Annotated in this window: 17 protein-coding genes; 9 read left to right on the top strand and 8 right to left on the bottom strand. The window is 69.1% G+C overall.

Translation table 11 applies throughout. The annotated features are described in order from the left end of the window. Positions 1-144: 144 nt before the first annotated feature. Together EII42_RS11795 and EII42_RS11790 are read right to left on the bottom strand one after the other, a co-directional pair. Positions 145-1,467, bottom strand: a complete 1,323-nt coding sequence (locus tag EII42_RS11795; RefSeq protein WP_125172342.1) for an MFS transporter — start codon at positions 1,465-1,467, stop codon at positions 145-147. A 6-nt stretch (positions 1,468-1,473) separates the two neighbouring features. Further along, complete coding sequence (locus EII42_RS11790; RefSeq protein ID WP_233558388.1) at positions 1,474-2,658, bottom strand: TerC family protein; 1,185 nt, start codon at positions 2,656-2,658, stop codon at positions 1,474-1,476. Positions 2,659-2,792: 134 nt separating this feature from the next. On the opposite strand from EII42_RS11790, the gene EII42_RS11785 reads away from it, so the two are divergent. Further along, positions 2,793-4,685, top strand: coding sequence for a penicillin-binding transpeptidase domain-containing protein (locus EII42_RS11785; RefSeq protein WP_125172340.1), 1,893 nt, complete (start codon positions 2,793-2,795; stop codon positions 4,683-4,685). A gap of 12 nt (positions 4,686-4,697) precedes the next feature. Here the strand turns inward: EII42_RS11785 and mgrA are convergent, their stop codons facing one another. Genes mgrA through EII42_RS11770 form a run of 3 tightly spaced genes read right to left on the bottom strand, consistent with a single transcriptional unit; the run spans position 4,698 to position 6,856 of the window. Beyond that, entirely contained in the window at positions 4,698-5,741 is a 1,044-nt protein-coding gene (mgrA, locus tag EII42_RS11780; protein WP_125172339.1) for an L-glyceraldehyde 3-phosphate reductase, read from the bottom strand. Between the two features lie 47 nt (positions 5,742-5,788). Further along, positions 5,789-6,235 carry a low molecular weight protein-tyrosine-phosphatase gene (locus EII42_RS11775; protein ID WP_125172338.1) on the bottom strand — a complete coding sequence of 149 codons (447 nt, stop codon included), beginning with the start codon at positions 6,233-6,235 and terminating at the stop codon, positions 5,789-5,791. Positions 6,236-6,274: 39 nt separating this feature from the next. Further along, positions 6,275-6,856: a TetR/AcrR family transcriptional regulator gene (locus tag EII42_RS11770; protein ID WP_125172337.1), complete on the bottom strand. Its 582-nt coding sequence runs from the start codon at positions 6,854-6,856 to the stop codon at positions 6,275-6,277. A gap of 88 nt (positions 6,857-6,944) precedes the next feature. Here EII42_RS11770 and EII42_RS11765 point away from each other — a divergent pair, with 88 nt between their 5' ends. Next, entirely contained in the window at positions 6,945-9,563 is a 2,619-nt protein-coding gene (locus EII42_RS11765) for a PEP/pyruvate-binding domain-containing protein (RefSeq protein ID WP_125172336.1), read from the top strand. On the opposite strand, the gene EII42_RS11760 is transcribed toward EII42_RS11765, so the two are convergent. Next, complete coding sequence (locus tag EII42_RS11760) at positions 9,503-9,988, bottom strand: flavodoxin domain-containing protein (RefSeq protein WP_125172335.1); 486 nt, start codon at positions 9,986-9,988, stop codon at positions 9,503-9,505. The two genes, EII42_RS11765 and EII42_RS11760, sit on opposite strands and share 61 nt — an antisense overlap. Before the next feature lie 173 nt (positions 9,989-10,161). On the opposite strand from EII42_RS11760, the gene EII42_RS11755 reads away from it, so the two are divergent. Beyond that, positions 10,162-11,283 (top strand): 6-phosphofructokinase, encoded by a 1,122-nt coding sequence (locus tag EII42_RS11755; protein WP_125172334.1) that lies wholly within the window; start codon positions 10,162-10,164, stop codon positions 11,281-11,283. Between the two features lie 3 nt (positions 11,284-11,286). On the opposite strand, the gene EII42_RS11750 is transcribed toward EII42_RS11755, so the two are convergent. Continuing rightward, positions 11,287-12,981 carry a helicase HerA-like domain-containing protein gene (locus EII42_RS11750; protein ID WP_125172333.1) on the bottom strand — a complete coding sequence of 565 codons (1,695 nt, stop codon included), beginning with the start codon at positions 12,979-12,981 and terminating at the stop codon, positions 11,287-11,289. A gap of 44 nt (positions 12,982-13,025) precedes the next feature. Here EII42_RS11750 and EII42_RS11745 point away from each other — a divergent pair, with 44 nt between their 5' ends. The 5 genes from EII42_RS11745 (at position 13,026) to EII42_RS11725 (ending at position 15,964) form a co-directional block, all read left to right on the top strand. Beyond that, the gene (locus EII42_RS11745) at positions 13,026-13,319 is read left to right on the top strand and encodes a type II toxin-antitoxin system VapB family antitoxin (protein WP_125172332.1); all 294 of its coding nucleotides are present in this window, start codon (positions 13,026-13,028) and stop codon (positions 13,317-13,319) included. A 61-nt stretch (positions 13,320-13,380) separates the two neighbouring features. Beyond that, positions 13,381-13,932 carry a LytR C-terminal domain-containing protein gene (locus EII42_RS11740; protein ID WP_125172331.1) on the top strand — a complete coding sequence of 184 codons (552 nt, stop codon included), beginning with the start codon at positions 13,381-13,383 and terminating at the stop codon, positions 13,930-13,932. A 126-nt stretch (positions 13,933-14,058) separates the two neighbouring features. Next, on the top strand, positions 14,059-15,009 hold the full coding sequence (locus EII42_RS11735; RefSeq protein ID WP_125172330.1) for a carbohydrate kinase family protein: 951 nt from the start codon (positions 14,059-14,061) through the stop codon (positions 15,007-15,009). An 87-nt stretch (positions 15,010-15,096) separates the two neighbouring features. Further along, positions 15,097-15,288: an antitoxin VbhA family protein gene (locus EII42_RS13570; protein ID WP_125172329.1), complete on the top strand. Its 192-nt coding sequence runs from the start codon at positions 15,097-15,099 to the stop codon at positions 15,286-15,288. Beyond that, a complete protein-coding gene (locus EII42_RS11725) occupies positions 15,275-15,964 on the top strand; it encodes a Fic family protein (RefSeq protein WP_125172328.1) in 690 nt (229 codons plus the stop codon). Before EII42_RS13570 ends, EII42_RS11725 begins: the two co-directional genes overlap by 14 nt. A 15-nt stretch (positions 15,965-15,979) precedes the next feature. Here the strand turns inward: EII42_RS11725 and EII42_RS11720 are convergent, their stop codons facing one another. Continuing rightward, entirely contained in the window at positions 15,980-17,356 is a 1,377-nt protein-coding gene (locus EII42_RS11720; RefSeq protein WP_125172327.1) for a 6-phospho-beta-glucosidase, read from the bottom strand. Positions 17,357-17,781: 425 nt separating this feature from the next. Here EII42_RS11720 and EII42_RS11715 point away from each other — a divergent pair. Beyond that, positions 17,782-18,844, top strand: a 1,063-nt coding sequence (locus EII42_RS11715) for a phage tail tip lysozyme (RefSeq protein ID WP_158676500.1), incomplete at its 3' end; no start/stop codon positions are given.

Below are 18,844 nucleotides of genomic sequence, written 5' to 3'. Positions count from 1 at the left end.
CCGGAACCCCCTCCTCCTCAGCCTCCTCAGCAGACCAATACAGCGCAGGAGACAAGGGGTCGTACTCGTCGTCATAATATCCGTGGACCATGGAAGCAGTATTGCACCCCAAGAGGGTCGCAACGACGGAAACGCCGCACAAGATCAGGCGATATCCTCAGTGCCGCGTTCGAAGTCCTCGACGCTCACCTGCGCGATTCCCCACGAGCTGAGCACCACAAGTCCGCAGCACGTCAACGACATCGCCGCGAAGGCGGGCGCCGAGACGCCGTCGGAAGGCAGCAGGAAGGCCGCGGCCACGGCCGCCAGCACGTAGGCCCCGTTGAATCCCACGTCATAGAACGTGAACACGCGCCCCTTAAACCCCTCATCGACGTGCGCATGCACCACCGCGTCGGCGCAGATCTTCACCGCCTGGGTCACCAACCCCATCAGGAAGCCGACCAGGCAAAGCAGGACGAACAGGTCGGAAAAACTGGCCAAGGCCATCGCGAACGCACCCACGGCCAACAAACCGAGCAGGCTCCAACGCAGGCCGAACTGCGCCACCAGCGACGGAACCACCAGCGCCGCAAGCATGAAACCCGCACCCGCGCAGGCGCCCCAGACCGACAGATCGGCCAGCGCGGCGTCCGCCTCGGCGACGGAATGCCACCGGTTGCGCGCCACCAGAATCATCGCCACCGACAGCAGGCCGAAGAGATGCCTGGTGACGGCCATGTTGGCCAAGGCGAGCACAGCCGCCGGTCGTTGCCTGAGATGCCCGGCCGCCTGACGCAACCCGGACCAGATCACCCCGGCCGAACCGACGTCGCGCGGCCGCTCGGGGCCCAGCGCCTCCCGAGCGAACGAACCCGCCACCACCGCAGCCGCCACGAACAATCCAGCCGCCGCAGTGAAGATCACCGCGTCCGCCTGCCTGGCCCCCAGCAGGCCCGCCAACCCTAGCCGAATGCCGACGCCGATCACCCCACCCAGCACCACGCCGAGCGGCCCCATCGCCGGAATGATCGCCGACGCCGCCAGAAACTCCCGCTCACTCACCGTGTGATGCATGCCCGCAGACAACCCGGCCAGCATGAAACGGTTCAGGCTGAGCGCAACCAACAGCGAAACCAGCAGCACCCCGTGGCCCAGCCCCGTCGTCCAATCAGCCAACACCATCCCGGCCATCACGAGCGAAAGAACGGCGCGCGCCACGTCGGTGTAAAGCGCAACATCGCGACGCGACCACACGTCGAGCAGCGGCGAAACGAACGGCCCGACGAGGGTGAACGGCAGCAGAGAAACCGCCAGCACCGCGGCAATCGCCCACGCATCCGGCTGAGACTGCGGGGAGAACAGCACATAGCTGGCCATCCCGACCTGCAGCGTGCCGTCCGCCGCCTGCGCAAACAGCCGCAGGATCAGCAGCCGCCGAAACGGCGCATACCGCCAAAGGCGCCTGAGCGCCCGCAGCCACGACACGACGACCTACCGGCCAGCAGCATGCAGCGCGTGCGCCCGGTCGACCACCTGGTCGTGGTCGTCCTTCGTGTGCTTCTCGATGAGCTTGTCCTTGTAGCGGCCCAGCTTCTCCTCCAGCTGCAGGATCCGCTGATACTGCGCCTCGCGCTCCTCGGGGGTCTGCGCGATATCGAGATTCACATAGGAGCAGGCCTCCCGGTGCAGGGCCGACGCCGTCGACAGCACCCGGCCCGACGGGGTGAGCAGCGAGGCGATGATCGTCAGCACCAGCAGCCCCGCCACCACAACCAGCGATTGGTACGGGTCGATCTCCGGGATGAGGTGTACTGGTTCACCGCCGTTGATGAACGGGACGTTGTTCTCATGCAGCGCGTGGATGATCAGCTTGATGCCGATGAAGGCCAGGATCGCGGTGAGCCCGTACTTCAGGTAGACGAGCCGGTCGAGGAACCCGTCGATCAGGAAGTACAACTGCCGAAGACCCATGAGGGAGAACGCGGTGGCCGAGAACACCAGGTAAACGTTGGTGGTGACGCCGTAGATCGCGGGAATCGAGTCGAAAGCGAACAGGATGTCGGTGCCGCCGATGGCCAGCATCACCAGCAGCATCGGGGTGAGCACCCGCTTGCCGTCGACGTAGGTGAACAGCTTGTCGCCGTCGTAATGATCGGAGGTGTGCAGGAACCGCTTGACCAGGCGAATCATGAAGTTGTTCGCCTCATCCTCCGTCTCCTTCTCCGGCATGACCATGTGCAGCGCCGTCCACAGCAGGAAGATGCCGAAGATGTAGAACACCCACTGCGCGGCGTCCAGCGCGGCCTTGCCCAGGAAGATGAAGATGCTGCGCGTGATCAGCGCGAACACGATGCCGAACAGCAGCACCTTCTGCTGATCCTCCGCCGGCACCTTGAAGCTGCCCATGATGATGAGGAAGACGAACAGGTTGTCCACCGAGAGCGCCTTCTCCAGCACGTAGCCCTGGAAGTACTCGACGCCCGTGATGGAGCCGAAATACCACCAGACGAAGACGCCGAACAGGATCGCGAGCCCGACGTAGACCGCCGACCAGACGGCGGCCTCCTTCAGCGTAGGAACGTGTGCCTTGCGAACATGAAAAATGAAGTCAAAGGCGAGAAGGCCAGCAATCACGACGATGGTCACGAGCCACACGGCCCACGTAATTTCGTGCAAGGGGATTCTTCCTCGTTCAGCGGTCATCGCGGCGTCTCGGCGCTCGGCACCAAGCGGACACCAATTCTCAAGACTATCTCACCCCACGCCCAGCCAATAATCGCCAAGCTAGACTCTGCGCTAGGAGGTTGACTGTGATCCGACGCTGGCTGCCCTTGGCGCTCGCGGCCGTACTGGCCCTGGGCTCTTGTTCCCCTGCCCCCGACTCGCCAAGTCCCGGCAGCATCACCCCGGCCGCCGGACAGCCCCCGGAGGGCGCGCCCCCCGTCGACGAGCGCGCCGCCGAACTCGCCGGGGCGATCAGCAAGCTCGACGTCAGCGCGCTACCGATGCAGTCGAGCGCCGCCGAAGCCCAGGAGGAGCTGAAGCTCATCTACGCCGGCATGGACGGCATCCGCCCCGTCGTGAGCGTGAAAGAGGTCAGCTACCGGGCCGAGGATCGGGCTGCGGATCTCACCCTCGCGCACTCCGTCGACGTCGGCGAAGAGCCGTGGACCTTCGAATCCAAGGCCACGCTCAAGTGGGTGAACGACCAGTGGCGCCTCGAATGGTCCCCCACCATCGTCCAACCCAAGCTGGACGCCAACTCGCGGATGCGTCGCATCGTCGAAGAGCCCACCCGCGCCAGCATCAACGACAAAACCGGGCTCGCGCTCGTCGAGGAAATCACGCTCTACGAGGTAGGCATCGACAAGGCCCAGGCAAAACCGGAGGAGTGGGGCCCGGCGGCCCAACAGTTGGCCACCGAGCTGGACGTTGACCCGGCAGCCTTCGACAAGAAGGTGGCCGCGGGTGGACCCAAGCAGTTCGTCGTCGCGGCCACCCTCCGCAAGGAGGAAATCCCCGCCACAATCACCGACGTGCCCGGGCTGCACGTGCGCGAGATCAGCTCCACCGTCGGGCCCACCGACGGGTTCGCCGCCAGCCTGCTCGGCATCGTCGGCGCCCCCACCCAGGAGATGATCGAGAAGTCAGGCGGCAAGCTGACGCCGCAGGACACCGTCGGGCTGAGCGGGCTCCAGTCCCGCTACGACGCCCAGCTGCGTGGCGTGCCCGGGGTGCGGATCGAGGTGGTGCCGCGCAAGGGAGCCCAGAAGTTCGAGCCCCAGGTGATCTTCCAGCAGGACCCGTCCGTCGGCAGCCCGATCCAGCTCTCCCTCGACCGCGACCTGCAAGAGAAGGCCGAGCAACTGCTGGCCACCCAGACGGGGGTAGCCTCCATCGTCGCGATCGAGCACGCGACGGGCGCGGTCGCGGCCGCGGCCAACTCGCCCGCCTCCGGCACCTACCCACACGCCACCTTCGGCAAGTACGCGCCCGGCTCCACCTTCAAGCTGGCGTCTGCGTTGGCCATGCTCCGCGAAGGCATGACGGCCGACTCCAAGGTGCAGTGCACACCCGAGCACAAGGTGGCCAACCACACCTTCAACAACTACCCCGGCTACGCCAACACCGGGAACATCTCCCTCGCCGACGCCATCGCCTACTCCTGCAACACCGCCTTCACCCGGGCTTCGGCCGACGTGACGGCCGAGGAGCTGCTGGCCGCGGCCGGGTCGCTGGGTGTGGGCGTCGACTACGACGCGGGTTTCCGCTCGTTCTTCGGCACCGTCGAACCCAAAAACGACATCGACCGCGCCGCGTCAATGATCGGCCAGGGCCAGGTGACGATGTCGCCGCTGGCGATGGCCACGCTCACCGCGTCGGTGGCCAAGGGCGAAACCGTCATCCCCTGGCTGGTGCAGGGCAAGCAGGCCAAGTCGACGGCGGCCCCCCTCACCGAGCAGGAGGCCACCGAGCTGCGCAAGATGATGGCCGCCGTCGTCGACCACGGCACGGCCCAGCTACTCAAGGGCATCGCGCTGGGCGCGAAGTCCGGCACCGCGCAGTTCGGCGCCCAGGGCCAGCAGCGCAACCACGCCTGGATGATCGCCTACAACGAAACCTACGCGGTCGCGGCCTTCGTCGAGGAGGGCTACTCCGGCGGCACGGACGCGGGCCCCCTCCTCAGGGATCTGCTGAGCTGACCCGCGCGCCCACTACGACTTCGACGAGCGAGCCCAAAGGTTGATGCTGCCCTCCACCGCGTGCTCGTCGATGCGGGCCAGCTCCTCGTCGGTGAACACCAGGTTGTCCAGCGCGCCCAGGTTGATCTCCAGCTGCCCCACGCTCGACGCGCCAACCAGCGCGGACGTGACCCGCTCGTCGCGCAACACCCAGGCGAGCGCCAGCTGGGCGAGGCTCTGCCCGCGCTCGGCGGCGATCTCGTTCAGCGCGCGCAGGTGGGCCAGGTTGGCGTCGCTCAGGTGCGTGCTGGGCAGCGAGCCCGGGCGGGCCATGCGGGAGCCCTCCGGCACCTCACCCGAGAGGTAGCGGTCGGTCAGCAGGCCCTGCGCCAGCGGGCTGAAGGCGATCACGCCCATGCCGAGCTCGTCGGTGGCGTCGAGCAGGCCGCGCTCCACCCAGCGGTTCAGCATCGAGTAGCTCGGCTGGTGGATCAGCAGCGGGGTGCCCAGCGACTGCGCGATCTGCGCCGCCCGTCGGGTGTCCTCGGCGGAGTATGACGAGATGCCGACGTACAGCGCGCGCCCGGAGCGCACCGCCTGGTCCAAAGCCATCATCGTCTCTTCGAGCGGGGTGTCGGGGTCGAAGCGGTGTGAGTAGAAGATGTCCACGTAATCGAGCCCCATGCGTTTCAGGGACTGGTCGAGCGAGGCCAGCACGTACTTGCGGGAGCCGCCGCCCTGGCCGTAGGGGCCCGGCCACATGTCGTAGCCGGCCTTGCTGGAGATGATCAGCTCATCCCGGAGGCCGTGGAAGTCCTGCCTGAGGATGGTGCCGAAGTTGATCTCGGCCTGGCCGTAGGGTGGGCCGTAGTTGTTCGCGAGGTCGAAGTGAGTGATGCCGGCATCGAAAGCGCGACGCAGGATCGCTCGTTGCACAGCCATCGGCTTGTCGTCGCCGAAGTTCTGCCACAGCCCGAGCGAGATCGCGGGCAGGCGGAGGCCGGACGCGCCGCACTTGCGGTAGGGCATTGCGCCGTCATAGCGGTCGGTGGCGGGGATGTATTGCGGGTAGACCATGCGCCAATTCTGCTGGATCGGCCGCGTCCGCCGACCGCCGGGGCGGCTCAGGCCTCGTCGAGGATCCTGGGCACCGCGCGCTCCAGGATCGCCAGGGTCTCCTCGAAGTCGCTCATGTCGCCGTACCACGGGTCCTTCAGCGGCGCGCCGGGCGTCGACTCCGGGTCGAAGTCGGTGACCAGCCGCACCTTCGTGGGGTCGATGCCGAGCCGGCCGAGCAGGTCGGCGTGGCGCTGCTCCGCGACGACGAATAGGTCGACGCCGCGCGAGTTCTCCGCGGTGATCCTGCGTGCTTGGTGGCCGTCGGCCCGGTAGCCGCGCCGCGTGAGCAGCCGGCGGGCCCGGTGGTCGATCGGGTTGCCCTGTTCCTCGGAGCTGATCCCCGTCGAGGACACGATCACGTCCAGGCCGCGCTCGTCGGCCAGTTTCCGGGCGACGCGCTCGGCCATCGCGGATCGGCAGATGTTTCCGTGACAGATGAACATGATGTGCATGGCCCCAATCCTGCCCGGTCGGCCGCCGAAGTGCACAGCTCAGTCCGGGCGGGCTTCCAGGCTGCTCTGCACCGCCGGGGCGACGAGCGCCACCAGCTGCTCCAGCGGCAGCGCCTCGGGCGTGAGCGGGGCGAAGCGGACGAGGTGCCGCTGGATGGCCACCCCCAGCAGCTGGCCCAGCGCCAGCATGAAGCCGTGTTCCCTGCCCGCGATGGCTTCGCTCAGGCGCGGGTGGCGCGCTATCCCCAGCAGCACGTCGCGGGCGCGGGCCAGTTCGTCGTCGTCGCCGATGGCGGCCCGCACGATCGCGCACACTGTCGGGCCGGTGGCGGGATCCTCCCACAGCCCCAGGTAGGCCGTCGCCAGGCGTCGGCCCTGCGTGGCCTGCGGGGGCGTCAGGCACTCGGCGAGGGCCTCGGGGGTGTGCGCGATGGAGGAGACGGCGGCACGGAAGAGGCCGTCCTTGTTGCCGAAGTAGTGCGCGATGAGCGCCACGTCCACCCCGACGGCGGACGCGACCGCGCGCAGCGTGGTGCCGCGGTAGCCGCGGCTGGAAAACAGGCCGAGCGCGGCCTGGAGGATCTGCTCGCGGAGGTCGGCGCGGGCGCGGGGCTTGGGCATGAGCCAATCCTAACCCGCCCTCAACAGATGTTGACTTCAACAAGCGTTGAGGACAAACTGGGAGTGCCACCAGCGAAGGAGCAAGGCCATGCCCGACCCCACCGGAACCCCCACCAGACAAACCCTGGGCCGCCTAGGCGGCAAAGCCGCCAACCTTCAACGGCTACGCGCCCACGGCTTCCCCGTCCCCCCGTTCGTGGTGCTCGACACCAGCCACTACCGGGAGTTCGTCGCCACCCACCACCTCGACGCCGACATCGCCGCCGCGCTCCGCCACCCCGACGAGCAAGCCGCCCGGCTGATCCGCGCCGCATTCCGCCGAGACCTGCCCGGCCCGCTCAAGGCGGCCATCGTCGAACAACTCCGGCCCCTGGCCCACACCCCGGTGGCGGTGCGCAGCTCCGCCACCGCAGAAGACCTGCCCGACGCCTCCTTCGCCGGCCAGCAAGACACCTTCCTGAACGTCTCCGGCGAGGAGGCCATCGTCGAAGCCGTGCGGGAATGCTGGTCCAGCCTGTGGACCGAACGCGCCATCAGCTACCGCCGCCGCAACAACGTGCCGAACGACGACGTCGCCCTCGCCGTCGTCGTGCAACACATGGTACCCGCCGACGCCTCCGGCGTTGCCTTCACCGCAGACCCCCTGACCGGCCACCTCGGCCGCACCATCGTCGAAGCCGTTCCCGGGCTCGGAGACCAGCTCGTCTCCGGCCAGGTGACCCCGGAACACCACGAAGTCGAGACCGCCACGAACCGCGTCCTCAGCGCCGAGGCCCCGCCAGCCGGCCGGGCGCTCACCCCCCAGCAGCTCCGCCACCTGGTGGCCCTCACCCGACGGGTCGCCGAGGCCTTCGGCCAACCCCAGGACATCGAATGGGTCCGGGTCGGCGACGACTTCTCCCTGGTGCAAACCCGCCCCATCACCAGCCTCTACCCGCTGCCGCCCGGCGCGCCGCGCGAATCGCTGTGGATCAGCTTCGGGGCGATCCAGGGGATGCTCGACCCGATCACCCCACTCGGCCAGGACGCCTGGCGCATGCTGCTCGCCGGCGGCGGCCGCTACCTCGGCCGACGCCTCGACTGGCGCACCAACAGCTACTACACCCCCGCGGGCGGCCGCCTCTGGCTACGCGCCGACGACGCGCTGCGCTGCCCGATCGGGGGCCGGCTGCAGAACCTGCTGAGCTTCGCCGACCCCAGCATCGCCGGCGCCGTGCGCGACCTCGCCGCAGAGCCGTGGCTCGCGCGCAAGCCGCTCACCTCGTCGGGCCGTTTCCTCCGCGACCTCGCCCGGCTAGTGGCCCGCGTTCTCCTGCGCGCGCCATGCATCCTGCTCGCCCCGGATCGCGCCCGCCGCCGCGCCACCCGCGTCACCGACGCCAGCGTCGAACGCTTCCGGGCAGAGTTCGCCGACGCCGCCCGCCAGCCGACGCCCCGCGCCCGGCTCGCCGCCCGGCTGCGCACCCTGGAACGCCTGGGCGAACTGCCCGGCGAGGTTGCCCCGGTGATCGCCCCGCCACTGCTGATCGGCCAACTGTGTTTCTTCAGCCTGCTTCACCGAGCGCGCGCCCAACTGCCCGACGGGGAGGCCGTGGGCCTCACCCTGCTGCGCAGCCTCCCGGGCAACGTCACCGCCGAGATGGGGCTGGAGTTGTGGGAACGCGCCCGCCGAGTGCAGGCCGACCCAGCCGGGCGCGACCTGCTCGCCGCCGCGCCCGAGGAGTTGGACCGCCTCGTCGCCGCCGACGCACTCCCCGCCACCGCCCGCCGCGAACTCAACGCCTTCCTCACACGCTACGGGATGCGCGGCCCCGCAGAAATCGACCTGGGCCGGCCTCGCTGGGCCGACGAGCCCGCCACCGTGGTACGCACCATGGCGGGCCACGTCGCTTCCGCCGACAGCTCACCCGCCGCCCTCTTCGCCCTGGGCGAGCAGGCCGCCCGGGCCGCCGTCGAGAGCATCGCAGCCCTCGGCCGGCCCCGGCTCCACCGGTGGCTGGCCTACCGGGCGCGCCACCTCGTCGGGCTGCGCGAGACACCGAAGTTCACCTTCGTGCGGGTTCTAGGTTTGGCCCGGCGCGCGCTCCTGGACTCCGGCGCGGACCTCGTCGCCGCCGGACTCCTCGCCAAAGCCGACGACGTGTTCTACCTGCACTTCGACGAACTGCGCCACATCCACGAGCCGGCCCTCGACACCGCCTGGCAATCGGTGGTCGCCGGGAGGCGCGCCGCGGCGGAGCGAGAAGGGCGGCGCGGGCGCGTGCCGGTGGTGCTCGTCGGCGACGGCCGAGCACACTACGACGGCGGCGCCAGCCCCGACGCCAACCTCGCCGGGCTGGGGGTCTCGCCGGGTCAGGTCGAGGGCCGGGTGCGGGTGGTGGCGAGCCCTCGGACGGCGCGGCTGCGCCCCGGAGAGATCCTCGTCTGCCGCGGCACCGACCCCGCCTGGACCCCGCTATTTCTGACGGCCGGCGGGCTGATCACGGAGGTGGGTGGCACGATGACCCACGGCTCCGTCGTCGCACGCGAGTACGGCATCCCGGCCGTCGTGGGCGTGCCGGAGGCCACCACCCGGCTGCGCGACGGCCAGCTGATCCGGCTCGACGGCACCACCGGCGCCATCACCTGGCTCGACGATGGTGCGGGTCAGCGGGCCAGCCGCGCCACGTCGCGGGCCCAGGCGGAGATGGCCTCGGGGTCGACGTGATCCTGCGCGGGCTTAGCCATCGCCCTGAGCCAGAGCCGCTGCCACCACCGGCTGCGCTCGGGGGTGTAGCGGCCCGCGAAGGAAGCGTTCGCGATCGGGGCGACGATGGCCGCCGCCCTGCTGTTCAGCGCCAGCGACTCCGCGCGCTTGTCAGGATCCGCCGCAGTCAGGCACACGTTGAACAGCGCGACGCGCCCCGCCAGCGTCACCGCGTGCCGCTCCAGCCAAGCAAGCCCCTCCGGGTTCCAGCGGTTGGCGATGATGGAGCTGCCGACGATGTAGCACTCGCCTGCCGGCTCGGGGCTGAGCGCCGCATCCGCGACGACGGCTTCGTGGCCCGCCTCCCGCAGCGCTGCGGCGATCAGTTGAGCGACGTGGCGTGTCGTGCCAGCACGGGTGCTGAAAACGATCTGGTAGCGCGTCATGGGCCCAACCCTAGAGCGACTGCCCGGGTCGTGGTCCGGTGGGGTCGGGTTGCTGGCTGATGCGCGTCGTCGCCGACGTGCGGCCGGGCATCCAGGTTTCGAGCAGCTGGCCGAAACCCGCTCCCGGCCCCACCCGGCGCGGTATCGTCTTAGACGCGACAAGGAGGTTGGCGATGGGTAAACGTATTGGCGTGCTGACTGCCGGCGGTGACGCGCCCGGTCTGAACGCGGCGATCCGGGGGCTGGGCAAAGCAGCCATCGGCGAGCATGGGATGGAACTGATCGGGTTTCGCGGCGGCATCCGGGGGCTGGCGGAGGACAATTGGGACATCCTCGACAAGGAGTCGCTCTCCGGCATCCTGACCCTCGGCGGCACGGTGCTGGGCACCAGCCGCGACAAGGTCCACAAGATGATGGTCGACGGCGAGCCGCGCGACATGATCCCCACGATCGCCGAGGTGGTGGAGCGCAACAAGCTGGATTGCCTGGCGATGCTGGGCGGCGGCGGCACCGCGAAGAACGCGCTGCGGCTGCACCAGGCGGGCATCCCCGTCGTGCATCTGCCGAAGACGATCGACAAGGACATCGCGCACACCGACAACACCTTCGGTTTCGCCACCGCGCTGGAGATCGCGACGGAGGCCATCGATCGGCTGCACTCGACGGCGCACTCTCACCACCGGGTCGTCATCGCGGAGATCATGGGCCACAAGGCCGGCTGGCTCGCGCTCGGCGCGGGCATCGCGGGCGGGGCCGACGTGATCCTGCTGCCCGAGATCCCGTACAGCATCGAGTCGATCGTAGAGACGGTGGAGCGGCGCAAGGCGAAGGGCACCAACTTCTCGGTGATCGCCATCGCGGAGGGCGCCCGCGACGCCAAGGCCACCACCGCGCTGGAGGCTGCGGAGTCGCTGATCAAGTCTGCGCTCACGCCGGAGGCGAAGGCGAGCGCGAAGGAGCACTATCGACGCGTGCAGGACAGCCACCGGGAGCACACCTTCCAGCTGGCGCGCGAGGTGGAGGCGGCGACGGGTCTGGAGTCGCGCGTGACGATCCTGGGCTACGTGCAGCGCGGCGGAATCCCCGTCGCGGCGGATCGGCTGCTGGGCAGCGTCATCGGCTCGGCCGCGGCCCAGCTGGTGGCCGACGGGGTCACGGGCGTGATGGTGGCGTCGCGGGGCGAGGGCGCTGAGCCGGTGCCGCTTGAGGACGTGGCGGGCAAGCTGGCGCGGGTGCCGCTCGACCACCCGTGGATCGAGACGGCTCGCAGCGTCGGCACCGGGCTCGGCGACTGATCCTCAGCGGCGGCGCCCCTTGAGGATGCCGAACAGGCCGCGCACCACCTCACGGCCGACGGAGCCGACGAACTTCTGCGTCTCCCGGCGCTGCCGCTCGGCCTCGCGCTGCTGGCGCGCCCATTCCTGCTCCATGCGGCGCTGTTCGGCGCGGGCCTGGCGCTCGTACTCGCGCATGGCAGCGGCCTGCTGGCGGGCCGCTTCCTTCTCCGCGGCGGCGCGCTGCTTGGCCGCCTCGGCTTCTTCCTTCGCGCGCTGCTTGGCCGCCTCGGCTTCTTCCTTCGCGCGCTGCTTGGCCGCCTCGGCTTCCTCCTTCGCCCGCTGCTCCTCCTCCGCAGCCAGCCGCGCCTGCTCGGCGGCCTCCGCCATGCGCTGGGTCAGCAGCTCGTAGGCCGACTCCCTGTCGACCGGTTCCGCGTAGCGTGAGTACAGCGGCGAGGCCAGCACCCGCTGGTTCAGCTGCGCCTCCGGCACGGGATCCATGCTCGCCTGCGGGGCCCACAGCCTGGTCCAGGCCACCGGGGTGGGGGCGCCGCGCTCGTTCATCACCGTGATGATGGCCTCGCCGATGCCCAACTCCTGCAACACCCGCTCCAGGTCGTAGTCGCTCACCGGGTAGGTGCCGACGGTGGCCCGCAACGCCTTCATGTCGTTCGGGGTGTGCGCGCGCAGCTGATGCTGGACGCGGGAGCCCAGCTGGGCGAGCACATCGTCGGGCACATCCTTCGGCGTCTGGGTGACGAAGAACACCCCCACGCCCTTCGAGCGGATGAGCCGAACCGTCTGGGTGATGGCCTCCAGGAACGCCTTCGACGCGCCGCTGAACAGCAGGTGCGCCTCGTCGAAGAAGAACACCAGCTTGGGCCGCTCGACGTCGCCCGCCTCCGGCAGCAACTCGAACAGCTCGGCCAGCAGCCACATCAGGAAGGTGGAGAACAGCTGCGGCCGGGAGGCCAGCTTCGGCAGCTCCAGCAGCGAGATCACACCCCGGCCGTCGGGGGCGTTGCGCAGCAACTCCGACGGATCGAAGGCCGGTTCGCCGAAGAACACGTCGCCGCCCTGCTCGCCCAGCGTGACCAGCGAACGCAGCAACACGCCAGCCGTAGCGGTGGAGATGCCGCCGATGTCCTGCAACTCGTCGCGGCCCTCATCGGAGGTGAGGTAGCGCAGCAGTTCGATCAGGTCCTTCAGATCCAGCAGCGGCAGGCCCTGCTTGTCGGCGTACAGGAAAATCAGCCCCAGCGAGGCCTCCTGCACCTGGTTCAGGCCGAGCACCTTGGCGAGCAGCACGGGTCCGAAGTCAGTGACGGTGGCGCGCACGGGGATGCCGTGGCCCTCGCCACCCAGCGCGTACAGCTCGACGGGGTACTCGGTGGCCGTCCAGTCCTGGCCGAGCGGGCCGACGCGCGCCAGCAGCTTCTCGCTGCCGTTGCCGGGCGCCGCCAGGCCGGTGAGATCACCCTTGATATCGGCCGCGAACACGGGCACCCCGGCACTGCTGAGCGCCTCGGCCATCACCTGCAAAGTCTTCGTCTTTCCGGTGCCGGTGGCGCCGGCCACCAGCCCATGCCGGTTGAACATGGCCAGCGGAATCCGGACCTGCGCCTCAGGCACGGGCTGGCCTTCGTGGAGCAGCACCCCCAGCGTCGCTGCCGGCGCGGAGAAGGAGTAGCCATCAACAATCTTCTGCACTGTCACCCGCCCCAGTCTACTTAGTCAACGGTCGGGGTAGGATTGCTGACGTGATTTTCAAGCGCGTCGGCGAAAACAGGCCGTACCCGGATCATGGCTATGCCCCGCGGGATTGGAGTTCGATCCCGCCTCAGTCGGTGCGCCTGGACGAGCTAGTTACCACGAAACGGATCCTCGACCTGGAGACCCTGCTGGCCGAAGACTCCACGTTCTACGGTGATCTGTTCGCCCACGTGGTGCGTTGGCGAGGCGAGCTTTACCTTGAGGATGGCCTACATCGGGCCCTCCGCTCAGCGCTTCAGCAACGAGGAACGATGCACGCTCGTATTCTCGATGTGCAGTGAGTGCAGTAGGTTGAGCGAGACCGACCGAAGCTGGAAGGACTAAGACGTGTGCTATTTCCGCATGGTAGGCACCCCGCTATTGCTGATCGCTCTGCTCGGCCTGCTCTTCTGGGGAGCCAGTTGGGGCTGGAGCAAACTGAGCGCGCCCCTTCCCTCCCCATCGCCCACCCCGTGCGTCACTAAAGAGGCCTCAACGATCGTTCCGCAGAACGTGACGGTCCGAGTCTTCAACGGCGGTTTCACCTCCGGGCTGGCGAAGACCGTGGGCAGCTGGTTGAAGGACCGACAATTTCAGGTGGCCAAAGTTGGCAACACCGACCAGCGGGTGAAGACCACCATCGTCGTCGGCAACAAGGAGCAGCAGGCCGTCTTGGAGTTTGTGCAGGCGCAGTTCCGGGGCGCCACCATCGAGTACGACGATCGGGTCGATGGTGTCGTTGACGTCCTGGTCGGCACGGAGTACGGCGGCGCAGTCGAGGAGGCCCCGCTGGAGTGGGCCGCCCCCGGCGGTACCGTCTGCGAGGCCGTGTCCCCCAGCCCTTCACCCTCCGCGAGCGCTTCGTCTCCCGCCGAGCAGGCTCCCGCCGAGCCCACCGCCGAACCCACCGGATAGAGCCACCCCCAAGCTCCGCCGAAGCACCCGGCGCGCCCCCCTGAACTTCGCGCCCGGCCCGGCGACCCGTCCCCCCAACGCCCCGCGTACGCTGGGGAGAAACCACCGGGAACGCGGGGAGGAAGCATGATTGACGTTGACGTCTTCGTGGCGGGGGTTGCCTTCCGGGACCTGATCGTCACCGGCTTGCCCCACTGGCCCGGCCCCGGGGAAGAGGTCCACGCCCACGACCTGCTGGAAACGTGGGGCGGCATCGCCAACCAGGCCCGCGCGCTCGCCTCCTACGGGCTGAGCGTGGCATTGTGCACGCCCCTGGGCGACGACCCCGCCAGCGAGCGCATCGTGCTGGAGCTGTCCCGGCTCGGCATAGACTGCGGCCCCTCCCAGCGCCAACCCGGCTGGCGCCTGCCCACGACGATCGCGTTCCCCGCCGACGGGGAGCGGGCCATGGTGACGGTGGAGCGCCCGGGCGGGCCCATCGTCGGCAGCCATGTTGCCCCAGGTTCGGTGGCCGCACCGGCCGTCGTCGTGGACCTGGCGCTGCCCAGCCAGCCCTGGCTCACCCGCGCGCGGGCCGCCGGGGCGACGGTTCTGGGGTCGCTCGGCTTCGACGCCAGCGGCCGCTGGGATCTCGCTTCCGTGGCCACCGAGGCGGTGGATGTTTGGGTGCTCAACGAGCTGGAGGCGACGAGCTACGCCCGCACCCCCGACCCGACCGCTGCGGCCCGACGGCTCACCCGGCACGTGCCGACGGTGGTGGTGACGCTCGGCGCGGCGGGGCTGCTCGCCGCCACCGCGGAGGGCGAGCTTGCCCGGGTGGCAGCACCTCGGGTGGCAGCCACCTCGACGGTGGGCGCGGGCGACACCGTCGTCGCGGCCCTCGCCTTCGGGCACCTGCTGCCGGGGCTGGGGCTGCCCGAACGGCTGGAACTCGCGGCGCTTCTGGTGGCCGGCGCGCTGGAGGCGCCCAAGGGCACCGCAAGCTACCCGACGTTGGTGCAGCTCGCCAACCATCCCGCGCGCGGGCAGCGCATCCGCGATCTCGTCGGCCGGCACCGAGCCGACGGCGAAAGTTGAGCCAAACCTCTGCTCAGGCGCGTGGCGCGATTCGGTTTCCGTCACACGAGCCGGTAAAATTGTGCCCAGTCCAAGAAAGGCACCCCGTTGGTACGAACTGTTCCCCTCACCACCCTCGCGGAGCGGGAGCGCCGCGTCGCGGAGGCAATCCACAGTGGCGAGATGGAGGGAGTGACGCTCAGTTCGGCTGGCCATTCGGACGCCCAGGAGTACATCGCCGGCCGGATCGACGCCGACGAACTGGTGGCGCGGGCGCGGTTGCGCTATGGCGTCCTCTGATTTCGTTGATCCATACATTGACCCAGAGACCGGCCTGCTGAAAAACAAGGTCGGGGCGCGCACGAAGGGCGAGCTGGAGCAGGCGGAAGGGGACCTATCCTTCGCGCGGCTGATCCAGCTGATGGAGAACCCCCCGCCCGCCACCGGAGACCTCGCCGAGTTCTGCGCCATCCACAGGCAGCTGTTCCAGGACGTGTACCCGTGGGCGGGCGAGGTGCGCACCGTCGACATCCGAAAGTCCGACAAGGGATCGGCCTGCTTCATGCCGGTGGCGCTGATCCCCCGAGGATCACGGTTTGCGGCCGAGGAGCTACGGCGCGAGCACGGGCTGAAGGGCCTGAACCGGGCGGGCTTCGTGCGACGGCTCGCCCACCACTACGACCAGTTCAACTACATTCACCCCTTCCGCGACGGCAACGGCCGCACCCAGCGCGTGTTCTGGAACCGGGTGGCGCTCGACGCCGGCTGGCAGCTCAACTGGCACGGGGTGCGCGGCGAGATCAACGACTCCGCCTGCCGGGCCGCCGCCGAGGACAAAGATCTGCGGCCCCTGGTGACGATGTTCGACGGAATCGTCAGCGAGGCTCCCCCGCCGAGCAAACGCGACGCGAACTGGCGCCGCGCGGAACGTGACCGGCTGTGGCAGCTCACCAGCCGTCGCCCCAGCGGCGGCTAGCCCTGCCGGCCTGGGTCAGCGAAGGTAGTCGAGCTGGTACTCCTCGATGACGCTGGAGAGGAAGTTGCGCGCCTGCGTCCAGTTCGCGACGAGCGGGTGGTTACGCAGCGCCACCAGGGCCTCGCCGCGGGAGCCGGTGCGCGCGGCGGCGATGGTGCAGTCCTCCGAGAACTTGACCTTTTCGATGAGCTCGTGCATGTGCTCGCGCAGGCGGAAGCCGGTCAGCGGGCGCCAGCCGCTTGCGTCCACCCGGCACATCGTCTCCACGACGGCGGTGGCGGGCAGCCTGGGCAGCACGCCGTCGTTGACCGTGTTGAGGATCAGGTTGGTTCTGCGGTTGTTGGCCAGCGCGTGCATCAGGGCTAGCGCGACCTGCTCGTATCCTCCGGATTCGACGTCGGTTTCGGCCCGCTCGAAGCCCCCGGCCAGCTCACGGTTGACGGCCATGTAGGTCTGCTCGCGCTCCGCGCGCGCCCGCTGCCAGACCGCCAGCGGGGAGCCGCCGGCGGTGCGCGCCTCCCGGTAGAAGCGGGCCTGCTGTTTGGCTAGGTAGTGGCCCCGCATCCGGGCGGGCTCGCGGATGCTCAGTTCCGACCTGACACGCAGCTCGTAATAGTGCAGGTACTCGTTGGGTACCGCACGCATCAACCGAATATTGTCGGCCCCGAACAGCTTCCCCTCCTCAAACGACTCGATCAGGCCGGGTAGGGCACCCAGCCGGGGCAGCACGTTGACGCCGTCCACCCGCAGCTCGGTGAGCCAGCCGAGGTGGTTCAGCCCCAGGTAGCCGACGACCACGCGGTCGGTGTCGCTGAAGGGGTCCGGCACGTCGGCGGCGACGACGCCCGCACCTTTGAGCGTCGCGAGCACCCGGCGCACGAGCCCCACCGGCGAGTCGCAGATCCCGACGACGCGCCCGCCCAGCTCCTCGCGCATCACCTGGGTGATGAGCCCTGCCGGGTTGGTGAAGTTAATGATCCAGGCGTTGGGGGCGTGGGTACGGATCTCCCGGCACAGTTCCAGCACCTTGGGGATGGTGCGCAGCGCGTAGGCGATGCCGCACGCGCCGACAGTCTCCTGCGCCATGAGGTTCCCGAAGCTGGCTAGTTGCTCGTCGCGCGCCCGGGCGAAGGTGCCGCCAACGCGGATGGCGAGGAACACGAAGTCGGCGCCGTCGAGGGCGCTGGCGGGGTCGGTCGTCGCTTCGACCGTGGGCGCTTCCGGCTGGCCTGCGGCCATCTCGGCGAGGACCGCCTGGATGGTGGCGAGCCTGTCGGCGTCGATGTCGAGCAGCCGAACCTCCGTGATTCGCCCAGGCGAGCGGTCGGCGAGCAGGGCGCTGTAGATCAGCGGGACGCGGAATCCTCCGCCCCCGACGATGGTCAGCTTCATCGCGGCTCCTAGCGTTTCTCGGGCGCTCGGGCGCCCGGCTCCAGACTAGGCCCTGTTGCGACAAGTCGTGGCGGACCCCACACGCCCGGGGGGGCAGGCGTCCGCGCCCCGCCCCGGCGCCGAAGCGGGGTTCCCGTGGCCGGGAGGCACCGCCAGTCGGACCAAACCCGGCTGCCAGATTCCTGAGAGTCAGGGCCCGTTTCAGCCGCCACCTGGCCTGCTACCCGGGCAATTACCCCTCTTCACAACTGTCGACACTCCACCAGTCGCCGAAAGTTTTCTGAGAGGTTCACCAAAAATCTCTCAGAAAAGACCCGTTTGCTGCACGGAGTGCATGTTAGGGTCAAATCGTCCGGACGCCTCAGAAGGGGTCCCGACTCAGTGGTCGGGGCCCCGCAAACCATCTAGCGAACTAGGACCGCATGATGAGAAGAATCACTCGCGTGACGGCCGTCGTCGCGACGGCACTGGCGATGTTTGCCAGTCTGCTGGTCACACCCGTGACCGCACACGCACAAAACAACAACAAGACCGCCTACGACTACCTCGTCGGCCGTGGCCTCACCAAGGAGCAGTCGGCCGGCGTCGTCGGCAACCTGATCCAGGAATCCGGCAACCCGATCAACCCGAGAGCCGTCCAGTACGGCGGTCCCGGGCGCGGCATCGCCCAATGGAGCGTCGGGGAACGCTGGGCCACGCTGCAAAACTACGCCGCCCAGCAGGGCCGAGACCCCTGGGCGCTGGATCTTCAGCTCGACTTCCTCTGGCACGAACTGAACACCACCGAGTCGTACGCCTTCAGGCACCTCAAGGCCGCGAGCACGGTTCGGGACGCGACGATCGCGTTCAGCTCGAAGTTCGAACGCTGCGGCGTGTGCCACAACGAGAAGCGCGTCGCCTACGCGCAGAGCATCTACGACAGCTTCGCCGGCGGCGGGGCGCCAGCTCCCCAGCCCGGGCCGGGTACCCAGCTGGCGCAGGGCACCACCACCGACTACCTGACCCTGCGGGGCGACACCAACACCCAGTCGTCCAGGATCAGCGAGCTGCCGCCTAACACCACCGTCGGCGTGCAGTGCCAGGCCCGCGGCGAGATGATCCACGGCACCTACTCCACCAACTGGTGGGCCAAGGTCACCTACAACGGCCGTACCGGCTACGTGTCCCGGGCCTACCTCAGGATCCCCACCGGCCAGCCCGGCGTGCCCGAGTGCGGCACGACGCCGCCCGCACCGCCCGCGCCCCAGCCCGGGCCCGGCTCCCAGCTGGCGCAAGGCACCACCACCGACTACCTGACCCTACGTAGCGGCACCAACACGTGGGCCCAGGCGTTGGCCGAGCTGCCGCCTAACACCACCGTCGGCGTGCAATGCCAGGCCCGCGGCGAACTGATCCGTGGCACCTACACCTCAAACTGGTGGGCCAAGGTCACCTACAACGGCCGCGAGGGCTACGTGTCCCGCGCCTACCTCAGGATCCCCACCGGCC

This window comes from Tessaracoccus sp. OH4464_COT-324 (assembly GCF_003932855.1).
Classification (GTDB): domain Bacteria; phylum Actinomycetota; class Actinomycetes; order Propionibacteriales; family Propionibacteriaceae; genus Arachnia.
The sequence above is the reverse complement of the archived record's forward strand: the minus strand, read 5'-3'. Positions and strand labels throughout refer to the sequence as shown.